Below are 16,654 nucleotides of genomic sequence, written 5' to 3' on the forward strand. Positions count from 1 at the left end.
CCGTCCCCAGTACACCCCCGGGCGGGGGGGCCGGGCCGCCAACGGGGGGGGCGTGGGGTACCCCCGGGGGGGGGGGGCCCGGGCCCGGGGTTCACCGCGGGGCGGCCCCACACCGGGCCCCCCCCGGCGTTCGCGCGCCCGGGGGAACCCGGTCGCCGGTCGGGCTCGGGGCCCGACAGCCTGTCGTCCCCGACCGGGCTGCTGGCAGACTGGCGGGCGATCTGCCGAAGGAGCTTCTCGTGTCGATGATCCACCGCCTCCGCAGCGCCGTCCGCCGGACGTACCGGCGTGCCGTGGACCTCAGTCACCCGGCGCGTTCGCCACTCGGCAGCGCGGTGGTCAACTGTGTGGTCTACCGGGACGGGGTGCGGCAGGACGGGGTCCGGTCCGTCGAGGAGGCCGTGCGGCGCGTACGGAAGTCCGGCGACGGGTTCGTGTGGATCGGTCTCCACGAACCGGAGGAGAAGGAGTTCGCGGGTCTTGCCGAGCTGTTCGAGCTGCACCCGCTCGCGGTGGAGGACGCCGTCCACGCCCACCAGCGCCCGAAACTGGAGCAGTACGACGACGTGCTGTTCGCCGTCTTCAAGACGGTGCGTTACGTGGAGCACGACGAGCTCACCGCCACCAGCGAGGTGGTGGACACCGGCGAGCTGATGGCCTTCACCGGTCCCGACTTCGTCATCACCATCCGTCACGGGGGACACGGTTCGCTCGGTCCGCTCCGCGAGGCCCTGGAGTCGGAGCCCGAGCAGCTCGCGAAGGGGCCCTCCGCCGTCCTGCACGCGATCGCGGACCACGTCGTCGACGACTACCTCGGCGTCACGGAGGCCGTACAGGACGACCTGGAGGCGATCGAGACGGCGGTCTTCTCCGAGCAGGGGCACCGGGGCGACGTCGGCCGGATCTACCAGCTGAAGCGCGAGCTCCTCGAACTCAAGCGGGCCGTGACACCGCTGGGCCGTCCGCTCCAGCGCCTGGCGGCCGAACCGATGCCGATGGTCGCGGCCGAGATACGGGCGTACTTCCGTGACGTCGCCGACCACCTGGCGCGGGTCACGGAACTGGTCGCCTCGTACGACACGCTCCTGGACTCGATCCTCCAGGCCCACCTCGCGCAGGTGACCGTCGCGCAGAACGAGGACATGCGCAAGATCACCGCCTGGGCCGCGATCATCGCGGTCCCGACGATGGTGTGCGGGGTCTACGGCATGAACTTCGACAACATGCCCGAGCTGCGCTGGACCTACGGCTATCCGCTGGTCCTCGGCGTCATGGTCGTCGCCTGCTTCGTCATCCACCGCGGCTTCCGCCGCAACGGCTGGCTCTGACCCGCCGACGCGAGGCACGTCCGCCTCGCCCCGTCACGCGACAGCTCGTGGACCTCCCCGGCCGGCCCGCCGTTCAGGCGGTCGGGCCGCGCCTGCGGAGCCCGTGCGGGCCGAGTTCCTCGATGGCAGCGGCTTCGAGGGCACAGGACAGGAGGGGTTCGGCGGCGAGAGCGGTTGCCCCATGCGCAGGGCGGCCACTGAATCGTGGTCGGCCCGGATCTCGACGTCCCCGCCGACCGCGATTCCGCCACCGGTCGCCGACACCGCGGCGGCAGGGGAGGGCACATGCGCGTCGAGCAGGGCGCGCAGGGCCTCGGCGGCCGGTCTCCGCTCGTGTTCGGGGAGCCCGGCGAGGGCCGCCTGGAACCGCGCCTGCCACGCGGCCCGTACGGCACGCCGCACGGCCTCCGCCTCGGCGTCGTCGGCGCTGGTCAACGCATGGGCGCTCCGGTCCAGCTCGGTGCCCGCGCTCTCCTCGTCCTCGCGACCGAACCACCCGACCTCCGCCTGGCGCAGCCCCGGCCAGGCACGGGTTCCCGCAGCCCGCACCACCGCCGTACCGCCGGCCGCGTCCCGTGCGGTCGCCCCCTCCGCCACCATCTGCCGTCCCCTCGCTCGTCCTTCGTCGGACGCCTGACGACCGTAGCGCCCGGTCGGCCCCGCGCAGGCCCTTCCTCGATCAGGCGATCGTTCGCCCGCCGAGCGGCTTGCGGTAACGGACGTACTCGTTCTGCCGCCGGAACCCCACGCTCTCGTACAGGCCGTAGGACCGGTACGGATTCGCCGTGCCCGTGAACAGCCGGGCGGTCGTCGCACCCTGCGCGCGAAGGCTCCGCAGCCCCTCGAGCAGCAGGACCCGGCCGATGCCGAGGCGTCGGTGGTCCGTCCGGACACTCAGCTCCTCCACCTCGCCCACGGTGTGGTCGTGACGGCGGAGGGAGCAGAGGGCGACGCCGACCATGTCCCGCCCGTTCCAGGCAGCCCTCCAGCAAGCCGGGTCTGCGCTGTCGACGAAGTCCGGGAAGGGCCACCGCTGAGTGAAACCGGTGTCCGCGTACGAGTCGACGACCGTCCTCCAAGCTGCACGGTAATCGCCGGCCCGGATCGGCCCTGTCCGTATCCCGGCAGGCAGCTCACGGCCCGGTTCGGGCAACTGCCGCAGATCGCCCAGCTCCAGCTCGACCAGGGTGAAGACACGCCGGTAGCCGGCTGCGAGCAGCAGCGCGGTGGCGTCCTGCTCGCAGGCCCCGGCGTTCGCCCCGATGACCGCTGTCCGCGCCGTTCCATGCTGTTCGACGAGCTCGCGGATCCGCTCCTCGGCCCAGCTCAGCATGGCTGAGCCGATGCCCTGACCGCGATGCTCGGGCAGGAGGTGGCCGCGGTGCAGGTACAGCCACGTGCCGTCCCGCTCCTGCCACCACCGGATCGTCGAGTAGCCGGCGACTCTCCCGTCGAGCACCACCAGGATCTGGTTCTCGGACGGCTCCTCCACCTCGGCGGAGGCTTCGGCGATCTCGGCCGCTGTCGGGAGCCCTTGCACGACGGAGTGGACATCGACCTGGTCCCGTTCGACGCACCCCTGCCGCACCGCGGCCATGGCGTCGTGGTCTTCGTCTCCGCGATACGGCCGGAACCCTAAGCCGAGCGGAAGTTCCCGTCCTGCCGTGCCATTCGACATGACCGGATGATCTCGAACTGCGAGGCAGGCACGCCACCCCCCATGTCCTCTTGCGATCCTAGGGTGCCTAGGTTAAAACTAGGACCCCTAGGAACGAGGAGAGTGCATGGCGCGCGCAGGGCTGACGGCGGAGCGGGTGACGATCGCGGGTGCCGAGCTGGCCGACGAGGTCGGGCTCGACCAGGTGACCATGTCGCAGCTGGCGCGGCGACTCGGCGTGAAGGACGCGAGCCTCTACACGCACGTCCGCGGCCTGGAGGACCTGCGCGGACGGATCGCGCTGCTGGCGGCGGACGAGAAGACGATGCGGATCGCGGAGGCGACCTCCGGGCGGGCGGGCAAGGACGCGCTGGTCGCGTTCGCCGACGCCTGGCGGGAGTACGCCCACGAGCATCCCGGTCGCTACGCGGCGACGCAGGCCCCGATCCGGATCGACCCCGATCTGGCGGCGAAGGCGGCCGGCCCGCGGCGCGCGGTCGAGCTGACCTACGGCATGCTGCGCGGCTACGGACTGGCGGAGCCCGATCTGACCGACGCGGTCCGCCTGCTGCGCAGCACGTTCCACGGGTTCGTCGCCCTGGAGGCCGCGGGCGGGTTCGCGCACGAGCGTACGCCGCAGCAGTCCTGGGTCCGCGCTCTCGACGCACTCCACACGCTCCTGGAGCACTGGCCCCCCTCCCGAGAAGGAGATTCCGCATGACCGACCCGACCATCGGCACCCTGCGCGTGGACGGCGCGAACCTGCACTACGAAGTACGCGGCCAGGGCCCGCTCCTGCTGCTGATCCCCGGAGGGACCGGCGGCGCGGCCTCCTTCGACGGCATCGCCGACGATCTGGCCGCCGAGTACACCGTCGCGACCTACGACCCGCGCGGCCTGTCGGGAAGCACGCTGGACGACCCCGAAGCCGAGCAGCGCGTGGCCGAACACGCCGACGACGCCTTGCGGATACTGGACCTGCTGTCGCCCGATGCGCCCGCCCGGGTGTTCGGATCCAGCTCGGGCGCGATCGCCGCCCTGCACCTGCTCACCGCGCATCCCCGACGCGTCGAACGCCTCGTGGCGCACGAGCCCCCGGTCGTGGAGGTCCTGCCGGACGCCGCTGACCACCGGGTGCTCATCGCACGCGTACAGGCGACGTTCCGCGAGGAGGGGCTCATGCCGGCGATGGCCGTGTTCGCCGCCGGTCTCAAGGGGGACGGCGACACCTCCGAGCCGAAGGCCGAGGCCGAGCTGCCGCCGGAGGCGGCGGCCCGGGTCGAGCGGATGATGGCCGGCCTGCCCTACTTCCTCGGGCGCATCGTGCCGGCCTTCATGTCCTACGCCCCGGACGTCCACCGGCTGGAGGCCCAGTCGGACCGGCTCGTGCTCGCCTGCGGCCAGGACTCTCGCGGCGAGCTGCCCTACCGGCCGGCCGCCTTCCTGGCCGAGCGTCTCGGAACGGAACTCCGGCACTTCCCCGGCGGGCACATCGGCCTGACCACGCACCCCGCCGAGTTCGGCGAACACCTCCGGAAGGCATTGCGAGCCTGACCCCACATGTGACCCGTGATGTGACGCGGGTCACATGCGCATGCTGTCACGTTCCGCCGCGGTCAGCTGTCCCATGGGCGTCACCGGTACCGAATCCGGTGCCTGACCTGGGAGTTCGCTATGACCAACGGCCACCACGTCGTCGTTCTCGGTGCCGGTTACACGGGCATGTTCACCGCGATCCGGCTGGCCCACCGCACCCGCCGCACCGGTGTGAGGATCACCCTCGTCAACCCCTCGGGTCGGTTCGTCGAGCGGCTGCGAATGCACCAGATCGCCGCCGGCCAGGAGCTGGCCGTCCGCCGGATCCCCGAGCTGCTCGCCGGCACCGGCGTCACGTTCCTCCAGGGCGCCGCCACCGCCATCGACCCCGGGGCGCGTCGCGTCACCGTCGACGACTCGACGCACCTCGGGTACGACACGCTCGTCTACGCGCTGGGCAGCTCGACCGGCACCGGTGACGTCCCCGGGGTCGCGGCCCACGCGTTCACCCTCAACAGCCCGGAGGCCGCGGGCCGGTTCGCCGCACGGATCGCCGAGGTCGCCGCGGCCGGCGGCACGGTCACCGTCTGCGGCGGCGGCCTGACCGGAATCGAGGCGGCGACGGAGCTCGCGGAGGCCCATCCGGGGCTGAACGTCACCCTGATCAGCACGGAGGAGCCCGGTTCCATGATGGGCGGCAAGGCCCGCGCGTACCTCCACCGGGCGCTGGGCCGCCTCGGCGTCGCCCTGGAGACCGGCGTACGGGTCGCGAAGGTGCTGCCCGATGCCGTCGAACTCGCCGACGGGCGGACCCTCCGCTCCGACGCCTGCCTGTGGACCGCCGGCGTCAGGGTGTCGCCGCTCGCCACCGACTCCGGGATCGCCACCGACGACCGCGGACTGATCCTGACCGACGCCACCCTGCGGTCCGTGTCCCACCCGCAGATCCACGCCGTCGGCGACGCCGCCGCCGTCCGCATGGACTTCGGACAGCTCCACGGCTCCTGCCAGAGCGGGCTGCCCACCGCCCAGTACACCGCCGACGCCATCGCGCGGCTCGTCCGCGGCAAGACCGTGAAGCCGTTCCGCTTCGGCTACTTCCACCAGCCGGTGAGCCTCGGCCGCAAGGACGCCGTCATCCAGTTCACCAGGGCCGACTTCACCCCGACCGGCCTGCGCCTCACCGGTCGCGCCGCGGTCCGGTACAAGGAGCTGGTCAGCGGCAGCCCGCTGATGACGTACCGCTACAGCAAGCGCATGAACGTCACCACCCTCGTCTCCAAGGGCGGCCGCGCCACCCCGAAGCCCGCGGCATGACCGGCACGCCCGCGCCCGGCGCCGTGATCCCTTCCTTGCCGTCCGCCGCGCGGCGCTGCCAGCATGAGCCGGTGATCGACACCGGCGCCGGGCAGGACCCCTACCTCGAACACCGCAGACTGCTGTTCGCCACCGCCTACCGCATGCTGGGCAGCGTCACCGACGCGGAGGACGTCCTGCAGGACGCCTGGCTGAAGTGGAGCACCGCGGACCGTGACGCGATCAGCCACCCCAAGGCCTATCTGGTGCGCACCGTCACCAACCTCTCCCTGAACCGCCTCACCTCCGCGCGCGCCACCCGCGAGAGCTACGTCGGCCCGTGGCTCCCCGAACCCCTGCTCACCTCGCCGGACATCGCCTCGGAGGCCGAAGTGGCCGACTCCGTCTCCACCGCCATGCTGGTCGTCCTGGAAACGCTCAGCCCCGTCGAGCGCGCCGTCTTCCTGCTCCGCGAGGTCTTCGGCTACTCCCACGGCGAGATCGCCGAGGCCCTCGACCGTCCCGAGGCGACGATCCGCCAGATCGCCCACCGCGCCCGCACACACGTCCAGGCGCGCCGCCCCCGCTTCGATACCGACCCCGACCGGCGCCGGCGGATCACCGCCCAGTTCCTCGACGCCTGCGCGGGCGGCGACCTGAACGCCGTGATGGAACTGCTCGCCCCCGACGTGACCGCGTGGTCCGACGGCGGCGGCAAGGTCACCGCCGCCCGCCGCCCGCTCCACGGCATCGACCACGTCGCCCGCTGGCTCCTGGGCTTCCTGGCCAAACCCGAACTGGCCGCCCTGACCATGGAACCGGCCGTCATCAACGGCGAACTCGGCATCCTCGCCACGCTCGACGGCCACACCGTCGGCGCCCTCTCCTTCGACATCGGTGACGGGCGCATCCACCACCTGCGCTTCCAGGTCAACCCCGACAAGCTCGGCGGCCTGACCCCCGACAACAGCCTGGCGCCCTGACCCGCGCCCCAGCCCTGCGAGGTCCTTGGGTGCCCGCGCCGGCCGTGACGCGCGAGTTCTTGTGAGGAGTCTTGACAGCCCCGTGCGGTGCTCCGAGACTCTCTCCGACCCACTCGTGTTTACGTGAACATGAGGGTGGCGTTCGCGATGAAGCGCCCCGCCCTCTCATCGGCACCCCCGTCAACGGCCCGGGTGGGCCCACGACAGGCCCCCCTCCTCCCGCCGAAAGAGCCCCCCATGCCTCCTCATGACTCCTTCAACCGCCGAGGCTTCCTCACGGCAGCCGCTCTGACCGCGGGCGCCGTCGTCCTCCCCGGTGGTGTCCTGTCCACGCGAGCCTCGGCAGCCGTCCCGCCCCAGGTCACCCTCCCGGAGCGGGGCATCTACGACACCGCGCCCGCGGCGGCGTGGACCGACGGATTCGTGACCGGGAACGGCGAGTACGGGGCGGTGCTGCACGGCACGCCGAAGCTGGAGAAGATCGTCCTCAACCACCACCGCTTCGTCCTCCCGAACGGCACACGTGACGTGGCGCCGCCCGCGCTCGCCGGCCGCCTGGACGCGGTACGGGACCAGGCCCTGGCCGGCGACTACTGGGGTGCCGCGGCCACCTTCTCCTCCGGGTGGTCCCTGCGCTGGACACAGTCCTTCCACCCCGGGTACGAGCTGCACCTGAGCACCCCGGGCATGACCACGTCCGACAACTACGCCCGGATCACGGACTTCCGCACCGGCGAGGTCACGCACACCTGGACCGACAGTGCCGGTACCTGGAAGCGCCGCGCGTTCGTGTCGCGCGCCGACAAGGTCGTCGTCCACGAGCTGCTCCCCGCCGGCGGCCGTACGGTCGACACCACGATCAAGGTGAACACCGCGCTCGAAGGGGCCCCGGCGAACGTCGCCTTCACCACGATCGCCACGGCCGTCGGCCAGAACGGGTACCTCAACCTGCGCGGCACGTATCCGGCGGGAGAAGGCGCGTACGGCTACGAGGGCGTCACCCGGGTCATCGTCAGCGGCAGCAGGGCATCGGTGTCGGTCAGCGGTGACACGCTCGTCGTCGCCCGGGCGGCCAAGGTGGTGCTCCTCACCCGTCTTGCCCGGTACGAGAACGCCGGCGAGTGGGACGCCAAGCCGCTGCACGCCGCCCTGGCCACGCTGTCCGCCGACTACGCGACCCTGCTCGGCCGGCACGCCCCCGTGCACCAGGCCATGTTCGACGGATCCAGCCTGGACCTCGGTGTCTCCTCCGCCGACCGACGCCTGTCCACGACAGAACTGACCTCGCGGCAGAACGCCGACCGGTCCACCGTCGACCTGGCGCTGCTGGAGCGGATGTACGACTCCGGAAGGTACCTGTTCGTCAGCTCCAGCGGGGTGTTGCCCCCGCGGCTGACCGGCATCTGGTCCGGCAGCTGGAACGGCGCCTGGGCGGACGACTTCACCACCGACGCCAACGTCAACCTGCAGGTCGCCGGCGGCAACATCCTGAGCCACGGCGACGCCATGCGGGGGTACTTCGACCTGGTCCTGGGGCAGCTCGACGACTGGCGCAGGAACGCCGCCCGGCTCTACGGCACACGGGGGTTCCTCGCGCCGTCCCGCACCGACGGCGAACACGGCCACATGCTCCACTTCAACGACACCGACTTCCCCGGCCAGTGCTGGACCGGCGGCGCCGACTGGCTGCTGTACCCGCTCCTGGAGTACTACCAGGTGACCGGCGACACCGCGTTCCTGCGGGACAGGCTGGGTCCGGCCCTGATGGAACTCGCCCTGTTCTACGAGGACTTCCTCGCCAGGACCGACGCGCACGGCAAGGCGGTCTTCGTCCCGTCCCTCTCGATGGAGAACTCCCCGTCCAACACGGGCCAGATGCTCTCCGTCAACGCCACCGGCGACATCATGGCCGGCCGCCACGCGCTCCAGGCCGCCATCGACGCGGCCGACGCACTCGGTGTGGAGCAGGGCGCCGGGCAGGGTGTCGCGCGCTGGACCGCTCTCCTCGACAAGCTGCCCGCGTACACGGTCAACGGCGACGGCGCCCTGGCCGAGTGGTCCTGGCCCGGACTGAACGACCGCTACAACCACCGGCACACCCAGCACCTGTACGGCGCCTGGCCCCTGCACGAGATCAACCCCGAGGAGACTCCCGACCTGGTGAGCTCGGCGCGCAAGGCGCTCCGAGTGCGCGGCGACGAGAACTACTCGGCCCACGGCAGCCTCCATCGCGCCCTCGCCTGGAGCCGGTTGAAGGACGGGGCGGGCGTCTACGACAACATCAGGAAGATCCTCGGCAGCAACATGGTCTGGCGCTCCCTGGCGACCTCGCACAATCCCGACCTGCACATCTACAACACCGACGCGGCCAACGCGCTGCCGGCGGTCATCGCCGAGTCCCTGGTCCACACCCGGCCGGGCTTCCTGGAGGTCCTGCCGGCGCTGCCCGAAGAGTTCGCCCGGGGCACGATCCGCGGCGTACGGGGCCGCAACCGCGTCCTCGTCGAGAGCCTCACCTGGGACACCGCGGTCCGCAGCGCCACCGTCACCCTCGTGTCGGACGTCACCCAGCAGATCACCTTCGTCTGCCGCCGCGGCATCACCTCGCTGTCCACGACCGCGCCCGTGGCCCCCTCCCCGCTCGGCGACCACGCCAGAAAGCTGTCCCTGACCGCGGGCACCCGCACCGTGGTCACCCTCGGCCTGCTCACCGGGACCTTCCGTGTCGTGAACCGGGCCAGCGGCAAGGTGCTCGACGTGTCCGGCCAGTCGACCGCCGACGGCGCCGCGGTCATCCAGTGGCCCTGGTCGGGCGGCACCAACCAGCAGTGGCGGCTGCTGCCGGACCCCGACGGTTCCTTCCGCCTGTCCAACGTCAACAGCGGCAAGGTCCTCGACAACCCCGGTGCGTCCACGACCCACGGCCAGGCCCTGGACCAGTGGACCGACACCGACAGCCCCAACCAGTGGTGGAAGCTCACGCCCACCGGGACCAGCGGCATCTACCACCTGGTCAACGGTTCCAGCGGACTGCGCGCGGACGTGGAGAACGCCTCCACCGCCGACGGCGCCAGGATCGTCCAGATGCCTTCCGACGGCTCGGTCCACCAGGAGTGGGCGATCGTCGGCATCTGACCGCCCGCGCCCCACCCCACACTTCGCCCAGTCCTTCGAGGAGAACCATGCAACGCCGGTACAGGACGCCGATCGCGAGGGCGGTCATCGGTGTCGTCGCACTCGCCACCGCCGCGGTCGGCCTGGCCGCGGCGCCCGTCGCGGCCGCCGCGTCGACGTACTACGTCTCGCCGACCGGCCGCGACTCCAACCCGGGGTCGTCGTCGAGCCCGTTCAAGACCATCCAGAGGTGCGCCGACGTCGCCGTCGGCGGTGACACCTGCCTGATCCGCGGCGGCACCTACCGGGAGACGGTCACCCCGCCGAGGTCGGGTACGTCCACGGCGCCCATCACCTTCGCGTCGGCGCCGGGAGCGACGGTCACCGTCGACGGCACCGACACCGTGACCGGGTGGACCCTCGCGAGCGGCAAGATCTACAAGGCGCGGGTGACCCTGGCGGGCACCGCCACGGCCCCCTACAGCTCCACGCAGTACCCCGCCAACAGCGACCTGTGGGCCAACCAGGTGTTCACCTCCGGCACCCTCGTGCCGGAGGCCGCCTATCCGCCGGCCTCCAGCGACCCGTGGAACCAGTCCTTCATCACCGGCGGCTGGTCCTCCACCCGCTCGGGTTCGGACGCCACCTGCGCCACCCCACCGTGCACCTCGGTCCTCACCGGCACCCTGACCTACGACGGCTTCCCCGCACTCGGCGACATGACCGGTGCCACCGTCTACATGGCGGGCTCCTGGGTCGCCAACTCCGCCACCGTCACGAGCGGCAACCTCAACGGCACCACCAAGGTCCTCGACCTCGGCTTCCCGGGCAGCGACGGCCACGTCACCCCGGGCGGACACTCCACGAAGTTCCGCCTGGTCGGCAAGAAGTCCCTGCTGACCGGCCCGAACGCCTGGTACTACGACGCCGGCGCCCGCGAGTTGTACCTGTGGGCACCCGACGGGGGAGTGCCCACCGGAATCACCGCCAAGAAGCGGAACTACGGCTTCAACCTCAACGGCCGCAGCTACGTCACCGTGCGCGGGATCGGCCTGTTCGCGACCTCGCTCACCACCGACGACAACAGTACCCACAACGTCCTGGACGGCATCAGGGCCCAGCACCTGTCGACCTGGCAGACCTCGCAGTACGACACGAACCTGCCGTACGCCGGGGTCTACGACGCCAACCACCACTTCGACAGCGGAATCCTGCTCCACGGGGCCGACAACACCCTGCGCCACAGCACCGTGCGCCACTCGATGGGCAACGGCGTCTCCGTCAAGGGAACCGGCCACGTCATCGACGACAACCTCATCGCCGACGTGGCCTACGGCGGCACCTACACCGCGGCGGTGGCACTGGAGGTGGGAGCGAAGGACGTGCAGATCATCCACAACACCATGCGCTCCACCGGCCGGGACGTCGTCAACATGAACACCAACGCGTACCCCAACGCCGGATACAAGAACCTGCGCATCGCCTACAACGACATGTACGACTACGCCAAGATCAACTTCGACCTGGGTGCCGTCTACACCTGCTGCAACACCGCCTACACAGGCACGCGCATGGACCACAACTGGATCCACGACGCGGCCCAGATCGCCAACGGCTTCCACTTCGACAACGGCAGCTACGACGTGAACGTCGACCACAACGTCATCTGGAACATGCTGGGCGGCACCGGCATCTCCCACGGCGGATTCACCCAGTCCGGCGAGCAACTGCCCTACCTGGCCGGGAGCATCGTCAACAACACCATCGTGACCGGCTCCGGCTCCACCATCTTCACCTACTACGCCGACCCGCAGCACGTGTCCAACACCGTCGTGCGCAACAACATCCTCGACGGCGCCCACCCGGACGGGCAGACGTACGACCACACCCCGGGCGGCACCCCCGACGAGAGCAACAACCTCGTCACCACCCGCAGCCTCAACGACGCCGCGCCCGACCCGCGGTACACCGCCGCCGGCAGCGGCGACTACGGCATCGAACCGGCATCGCCGGCCGTCGACGCCGGCACCCCCGTCCCGGGTCTGACGGACGGATACTCCGGCACCGCCCCCGACCTCGGCGCGTACGAGACCGGCCAGACGCGCTGGGTCGCCGGCTGCTCCTTCAGCGGCTGCGCGGACACCACCCCCCGCTCCTTCGTCACGCTGAGCTCCCGGAGCAGCGGCACGTGCCTCGACGTCCCGGGCGGCTCGATCACCGACGGAGCCGCGGTCGTCCAGTGGACCTGCGGCAGCCAGCTCAACCAGCAGTTCACCGCGTCCGACCAGGGCAACGGCTACGTCCGACTGGTCAACCGCAACAGCGGCAAATGCCTGGACGTCGCCAACGGCTCGACCGCCGACGGAGCCGCCGTCGTCCAGTGGACCTGCGGCAGCCAGCCCAACCAGCAGTGGACCCTGACCGACACCGGGGACGGCTACCTGCGGGTGGTCTCGCGCAGCAGCGGCAAGTGCCTGGACGTCGCGGACGGCTCGACCGCCGACGGAGCCGCGATCATCCAGTGGACCTGCGGCAGCCAGCCCAACCAGCAGTGGAGCCGGCGCACCGCGGTCTGACCCCACCGGCCCCGGGCCATCGGACACCGGGCCGCGACGACACGGTGTGACCTCATTGCCCTGCTCAACGAGCCCTGAGCAGGGCAACGGTCTCCCTGAGCCGCTCGCACACCCAGTCGTACTGCTCGGTGCCGGTGTGCGCCCGGTAGGTCGTCTCGATGACCTGGACCAGGGCGAGGTGAAGGTAATACAGCCGCCGGCGGGTCCGCTCGTCGGCGGTGAACGGCCGGTGGCCGTAGCCGCGGACGAAAGCCGTGGAGTCCCCGTAGGCGCTCGACTCGCTCCCGGCGAAGCCGAACTCCATCAGCGGATCGCCGTAGAACGCCCGCTCTTGGTCGATGATCGCCACGATCCGGCCGTCGCGCACCATGCAGTTGCCGGGCCACAGGTCCCACTCGACGAAGCGGGGCTCGGTCACCTCGTCCAGCACATCCGCGTGGGCGGCCACGAGCTCGCGGATCACGCCGTACCCGACGCGCAGGTCGACGCCGCGCCGCTCGCCGTCACCCAGGAGCTCCTCGACCATCCGGAAGTAGTCGACGTCACACACCTCATGGCTGCGGTCGGCGAAGTCGACCGCCGGCACGGGCACCTGAACCAGCCCTCGCCCAGTTCCCCGGCCCAGCCCTCGCCCGCCTCGCACACCTCCTCCGGGCCGTACGCGCGCGCGACCATCAGGCGAAGCGCCTCCAGCGACTTCCGGTTCTTGGTGATGCCCTCCATCGACCCTCCACCCGAAGCACGACCGAACGACTACCGCCGCACCACGCGGGGCCGGAGGGCAGGCGCCCGCCTCAGTGGTGAGGCCACCTTGCCCCCGGCCTCGTCGTGGTCTCTAGCCGATCACCGGCCGACCCAGGAACTTGACCGGAGCCAGCTCAAGGAATCTCGACATGGTGGCGTCCAGCTGGCTCGCCTCAGGGCTGCCGGGCTCGGCCGCCAGGCTACGGAACGTCAGTTCCAGCACCCGGTTGCCGTCGCGAATCAGGAGAGTGGTGATCTGGGCCTGCTGCCCGGCCGGACCGGCGAGCATCGTGCGCATCAATGCCTCGTCGCCGAACCTCTGCTCCACCTGGAGCGGCTTGCTCGGATCATCGGCCGGTTCCACCACCTGAACAGGAATCTCCTGATCGCCGATGCTGATCGTCCAGGCGGCGCACTGGGCGTACACCTGTCGCATGTCGGCCATCCAGGTGGCGGCGGCTCCCGCTGCCCGCTCCGAGACCCCCTCGTCGACGACGATCGAGGAGTCCGTGTTCGCGAACGAGGTCCTGACCTCTCTTGCGGGCTTGTCGTTGAACGCCCGGTTCAGCAGAGCCGTGCCTTCCGGGGTCGGGCCGGTCATGGGCGGCGGGTCTTCGTCGGACGAAGGCGAGGCCAACTCGCTGAAGTCGTCCAGGCCCGCCCTGGACAGATCTGCGGCCCCGACCAGCCGCTGCTCAAGGTCCCCGGACCCGATGGTCGAGGACGACAGCGAATCCTCAGCTGCGCTCACAACTCTCCCCCTTGCTCTTCAAGCTATGGATACTTCAACCCGCGATAATAGGCGGCGGGTTCCTCGCTGCGGCGTACACCCGACACATGGCGGTCGAGCCGCAGCTCGGTCCCGGACCAACAGCGCCTCCAGGGCAACAGCGTCGTGGGACGCGGCCCTGTTGGCGGAGAAGAGCAGCGCCACCCGGTGGGTGGCCATCGGCCACCCACCCGCCTCATGACCCAACGGCTGTACGGCTGTACGGCTGGCCGATAGGCTGACCCGCCTCGCGTCAGGAAGTGGCGGGAGAGTCGACGGATCCTTGGTCCTTGGGGACGGAGAGGGTCCCTGGACATGCAGGGTCGATGACCACGACTTCGAAGGGTCCGTTGCGGGGTGGGACTTTCAGGTCGAGCCGCAGGGCTTTGAGCGGACGGCCGACACAGGTCCCGGGAAGCTGCGCGGCAATGTCCGTCCCCCGGTTGACGGTTACCTCTGCCGCGGTGGCCGGTTGACGTTCGGTGCCCTGGGTGGAGCTCTCTTCGGATGCGTCGGCGGGCAGGACGTAGGCGTACAGGGTGCCGCCGGCGAGGGTCAGGAGGGCGCCGATGACCATCAGGAGGCGTGCGAGGCGGAAGGTTCCGCGCATCTGCATCATCGCCGACTGGACGAGGACCATCGCCCTGTGCGCGAGGTAGGTGTCGAGTCGCGTCTGCGTGGAGGCCAGGTTGTTGTTCTCAGGCGCGGAGTCCGTGTCGCCGACTCCGGCATGCGGAGCGCTGCTCGCGGTGGCGGGGACCTCAGCCGACGGCGCAAGCTGGACGGCCTGCCGAGCACGCTTGTCCGCCGCGGCGGCGTACGCGGCTGATTCCCGCTGGATCCGCTGGGCGAGCTCGTCGACCAGCCGCTGTTTGTTGGGGTTGGCGTCGTCGAGTTCACCGACGTCGGCGGCCTGCTGACGGAGTTCGGCCAAGGTGGCCAGATGCGCAGACACCGCACCGTCCAGTGTCGTGAGTACCTCGTCCCGTCGAGCCGCCGCCGTTGCCTGGCTCAGCCGGGCTTTCTCCCGGTCCCCCAGCTCTGTGACGAGGTCGGAGATGCTGTGCAGGCCGGGGCCGAGATGGGCTTCGTGTTCCCCACCGCTGAGCATGGTGGCCAGCTGGATCTCGGCGCGACGGCGCGGGCCGGTGTACCAGTGAACGGTCCGGTCCTTCATGGCCGGTTCCAGCCGCTGCTCCAATGCACCGAGACTCGCGTCCAGCGGCTCGGCAACGAGCGAAGCCGCCCAGATCGCCAGGGCGATCCCTGCTGCTGCGCAGCCGAGCCCGATACCCATGAGCCAGACGTCGAACCCGCTGATCCTGCCGAAGGTCGAGAAGGGCAGCGAGCCGAAGAGAACGAGGCCGACGATCGCGAAGGCCGCGAGAATCCAACGGCTTGTGGCCTGGTAGCTGCGCTTGGCCTGACGTGCCTGGCTCAGCAGCCCGCCAGGGTCGAGCACGTGGTCCGCGGAAGCGGCAGGCTGCTCGCCGGCGTCGGCCGCCGGCGGCTGCCCGAGCAGGGCGCGCGCTGCCGTGAGCAGCTCCGAGGTGGTCTTCAGAGCGGCTGCGCCGCCCGCAGGTGTGGTCATCAGGTTTCATCCGTCCAGCGAGATTCGGAGCCATGCCAAACAGGGATGCCGGCCCATCGCGCCGCACGCACATCGTGGACGGTCCCGTCGTCGGGTCTGCCGTCGTGGCCACGGCGGTGGGCGCCTGCCCGGTGAGCCAGGCGCCCTTGCCGGACAGGTCCGACGTGGCGAACCCGTCGATGTGGTCCTGCGATCCGGCGGCGGTGTAGAGCGTCAGCCCGTCCGTGCTCACGGCGAGGTCGGTGAGGTTGCTGCCGCCGCGGTCGTCCCGTACGCCCGCGACGAGCGCCCCCTCCTTCACCGTGTACACACGGACGTTCACGGGGCTGATGTGAGGCTGGCTCGCGACAAGCGTCGCAGTCGCCGTGCCGCCGATCTCGAGGAGCGGTGGCCGTTCGAATCGCTGGGGGTCCTTTGTGATCTCGTCGGGCGGCACCTGCTGGTCGAGCGACACCTTCGCGGGTTCTTGGGAGGTGTCGAGCCGTCCGATGGCTCCGGTCCAGGCGTCACATCCGTAGCCGAACCAGATGTCTGTTCCCCTGCGGGTGAGGTGGGTGGGGCAGGTGTGGGCGCCGGTGGCGTAGCGCGTCCGCTCGGTGAAGCTCGCGGTGTCGATGGCGGAGATGGCGTCGCCGGCGGCGAGGGCTGCGTAGAGGGTCTTGCCGTCCTCGCTCAGGACGAGGCCGGAAGCGCCTTGCTGCTGGTCGAGGGTCCACCAGGTCCCGGTGTCGAGGTCGTATGCGGCGAGTGTGTCGACGGAGGGGCCCGAGGAGACGAAGACGCGCCGGGACGTCGTGTCGAGCGTCGCCTCGGAGAAAGGCCTTGTGGTCGTCGGTCCGCGTCCCCTTGCCGCGGTCGCGTGGCGGTCGGCGGCGTCGGCGCCCGCCGCACCCAGCGACGAGGCCAGAAGCCAGGCGACCACGCCGGTGGTCACCGCTCGTCTCGTACACGTGCGTCTCGTGGACATCATTCCTCCTTGTTCCGGCTGTTGCTGATCCATGGCGTAAGGAGTCGGTCGAATTCCGCGTCGGAGTACCGTCCGGGGCTGGAGAAGCCTGTC

General features: G+C 70.7%; 12 protein-coding genes. 7 read left to right on the forward strand and 5 right to left on the reverse strand.

Translation table 11 applies throughout. The annotated features are described in order from the left end of the window. Positions 1 to 245 precede the first annotated feature (245 nt). Positions 246 to 1,328: a magnesium/cobalt transporter CorA gene (gene corA / locus ACWGN5_RS14285; RefSeq protein WP_453514837.1), complete on the forward strand. Its 1,083-nt coding sequence runs from the start codon at positions 246 to 248 to the stop codon at positions 1,326 to 1,328. 33 nt (positions 1,329 to 1,361) lie between these two features. On the opposite strand, the gene ACWGN5_RS14290 is transcribed toward corA, so the two are convergent. Beyond that, the gene (locus tag ACWGN5_RS14290) at positions 1,362 to 1,928 is read right to left on the reverse strand and encodes a hypothetical protein (protein WP_453514649.1); all 567 of its coding nucleotides are present in this window, start codon (positions 1,926 to 1,928) and stop codon (positions 1,362 to 1,364) included. A gap of 79 nt (positions 1,929 to 2,007) precedes the next feature. Further along, the gene (locus tag ACWGN5_RS14295) at positions 2,008 to 3,006 is read right to left on the reverse strand and encodes a GNAT family N-acetyltransferase (protein ID WP_453514651.1); all 999 of its coding nucleotides are present in this window, start codon (positions 3,004 to 3,006) and stop codon (positions 2,008 to 2,010) included. Between the two features lie 106 nt (positions 3,007 to 3,112). On the opposite strand from ACWGN5_RS14295, the gene ACWGN5_RS14300 reads away from it, so the two are divergent. The 6 genes from ACWGN5_RS14300 (at position 3,113) to ACWGN5_RS14325 (ending at position 12,490) form a co-directional block, all read left to right on the forward strand. Continuing rightward, the gene (locus ACWGN5_RS14300) at positions 3,113 to 3,706 is read left to right on the forward strand and encodes a TetR/AcrR family transcriptional regulator (RefSeq protein ID WP_453514652.1); all 594 of its coding nucleotides are present in this window, start codon (positions 3,113 to 3,115) and stop codon (positions 3,704 to 3,706) included. Then, positions 3,703 to 4,539 (forward strand): alpha/beta fold hydrolase, encoded by an 837-nt coding sequence (locus ACWGN5_RS14305; RefSeq protein WP_453514655.1) that lies wholly within the window; start codon positions 3,703 to 3,705, stop codon positions 4,537 to 4,539. The genes ACWGN5_RS14300 and ACWGN5_RS14305 overlap by 4 nt, the downstream gene beginning before the upstream one ends. Positions 4,540 to 4,659: 120 nt before the next feature. Next, entirely contained in the window at positions 4,660 to 5,838 is a 1,179-nt protein-coding gene (locus ACWGN5_RS14310; protein ID WP_453514657.1) for an NAD(P)/FAD-dependent oxidoreductase, read from the forward strand. A 143-nt stretch (positions 5,839 to 5,981) separates the two neighbouring features. Beyond that, positions 5,982 to 6,800, forward strand: coding sequence for an RNA polymerase sigma factor SigJ (sigJ, locus tag ACWGN5_RS14315; protein WP_453514839.1), 819 nt, complete (start codon positions 5,982 to 5,984; stop codon positions 6,798 to 6,800). A gap of 237 nt (positions 6,801 to 7,037) precedes the next feature. Beyond that, on the forward strand, positions 7,038 to 9,935 hold the full coding sequence (locus ACWGN5_RS14320) for a glycosyl hydrolase family 95 catalytic domain-containing protein (protein ID WP_453514658.1): 2,898 nt from the start codon (positions 7,038 to 7,040) through the stop codon (positions 9,933 to 9,935). Positions 9,936 to 9,982: 47 nt separating this feature from the next. Next, complete coding sequence (locus tag ACWGN5_RS14325; RefSeq protein WP_453514661.1) at positions 9,983 to 12,490, forward strand: RICIN domain-containing protein; 2,508 nt, start codon at positions 9,983 to 9,985, stop codon at positions 12,488 to 12,490. 64 nt (positions 12,491 to 12,554) lie between these two features. On the opposite strand, the gene ACWGN5_RS14330 is transcribed toward ACWGN5_RS14325, so the two are convergent. From ACWGN5_RS14330 to ACWGN5_RS14340, 3 genes are all read right to left on the reverse strand, one after another. Then, positions 12,555 to 13,082: a phosphotransferase family protein gene (locus ACWGN5_RS14330; protein WP_453514663.1), complete on the reverse strand. Its 528-nt coding sequence runs from the start codon at positions 13,080 to 13,082 to the stop codon at positions 12,555 to 12,557. Between the two features lie 243 nt (positions 13,083 to 13,325). Next, positions 13,326 to 13,985 carry a hypothetical protein gene (locus ACWGN5_RS14335; RefSeq protein WP_453514665.1) on the reverse strand — a complete coding sequence of 220 codons (660 nt, stop codon included), beginning with the start codon at positions 13,983 to 13,985 and terminating at the stop codon, positions 13,326 to 13,328. A 271-nt stretch (positions 13,986 to 14,256) separates the two neighbouring features. Further along, entirely contained in the window at positions 14,257 to 15,594 is a 1,338-nt protein-coding gene (locus tag ACWGN5_RS14340) for a hypothetical protein (RefSeq protein ID WP_453514668.1), read from the reverse strand. Positions 15,595 to 16,654: the final 1,060 nt, after the last annotated feature.

The sequence above is a fragment of the Streptomyces sp. NPDC055815 genome (assembly GCF_053616475.1).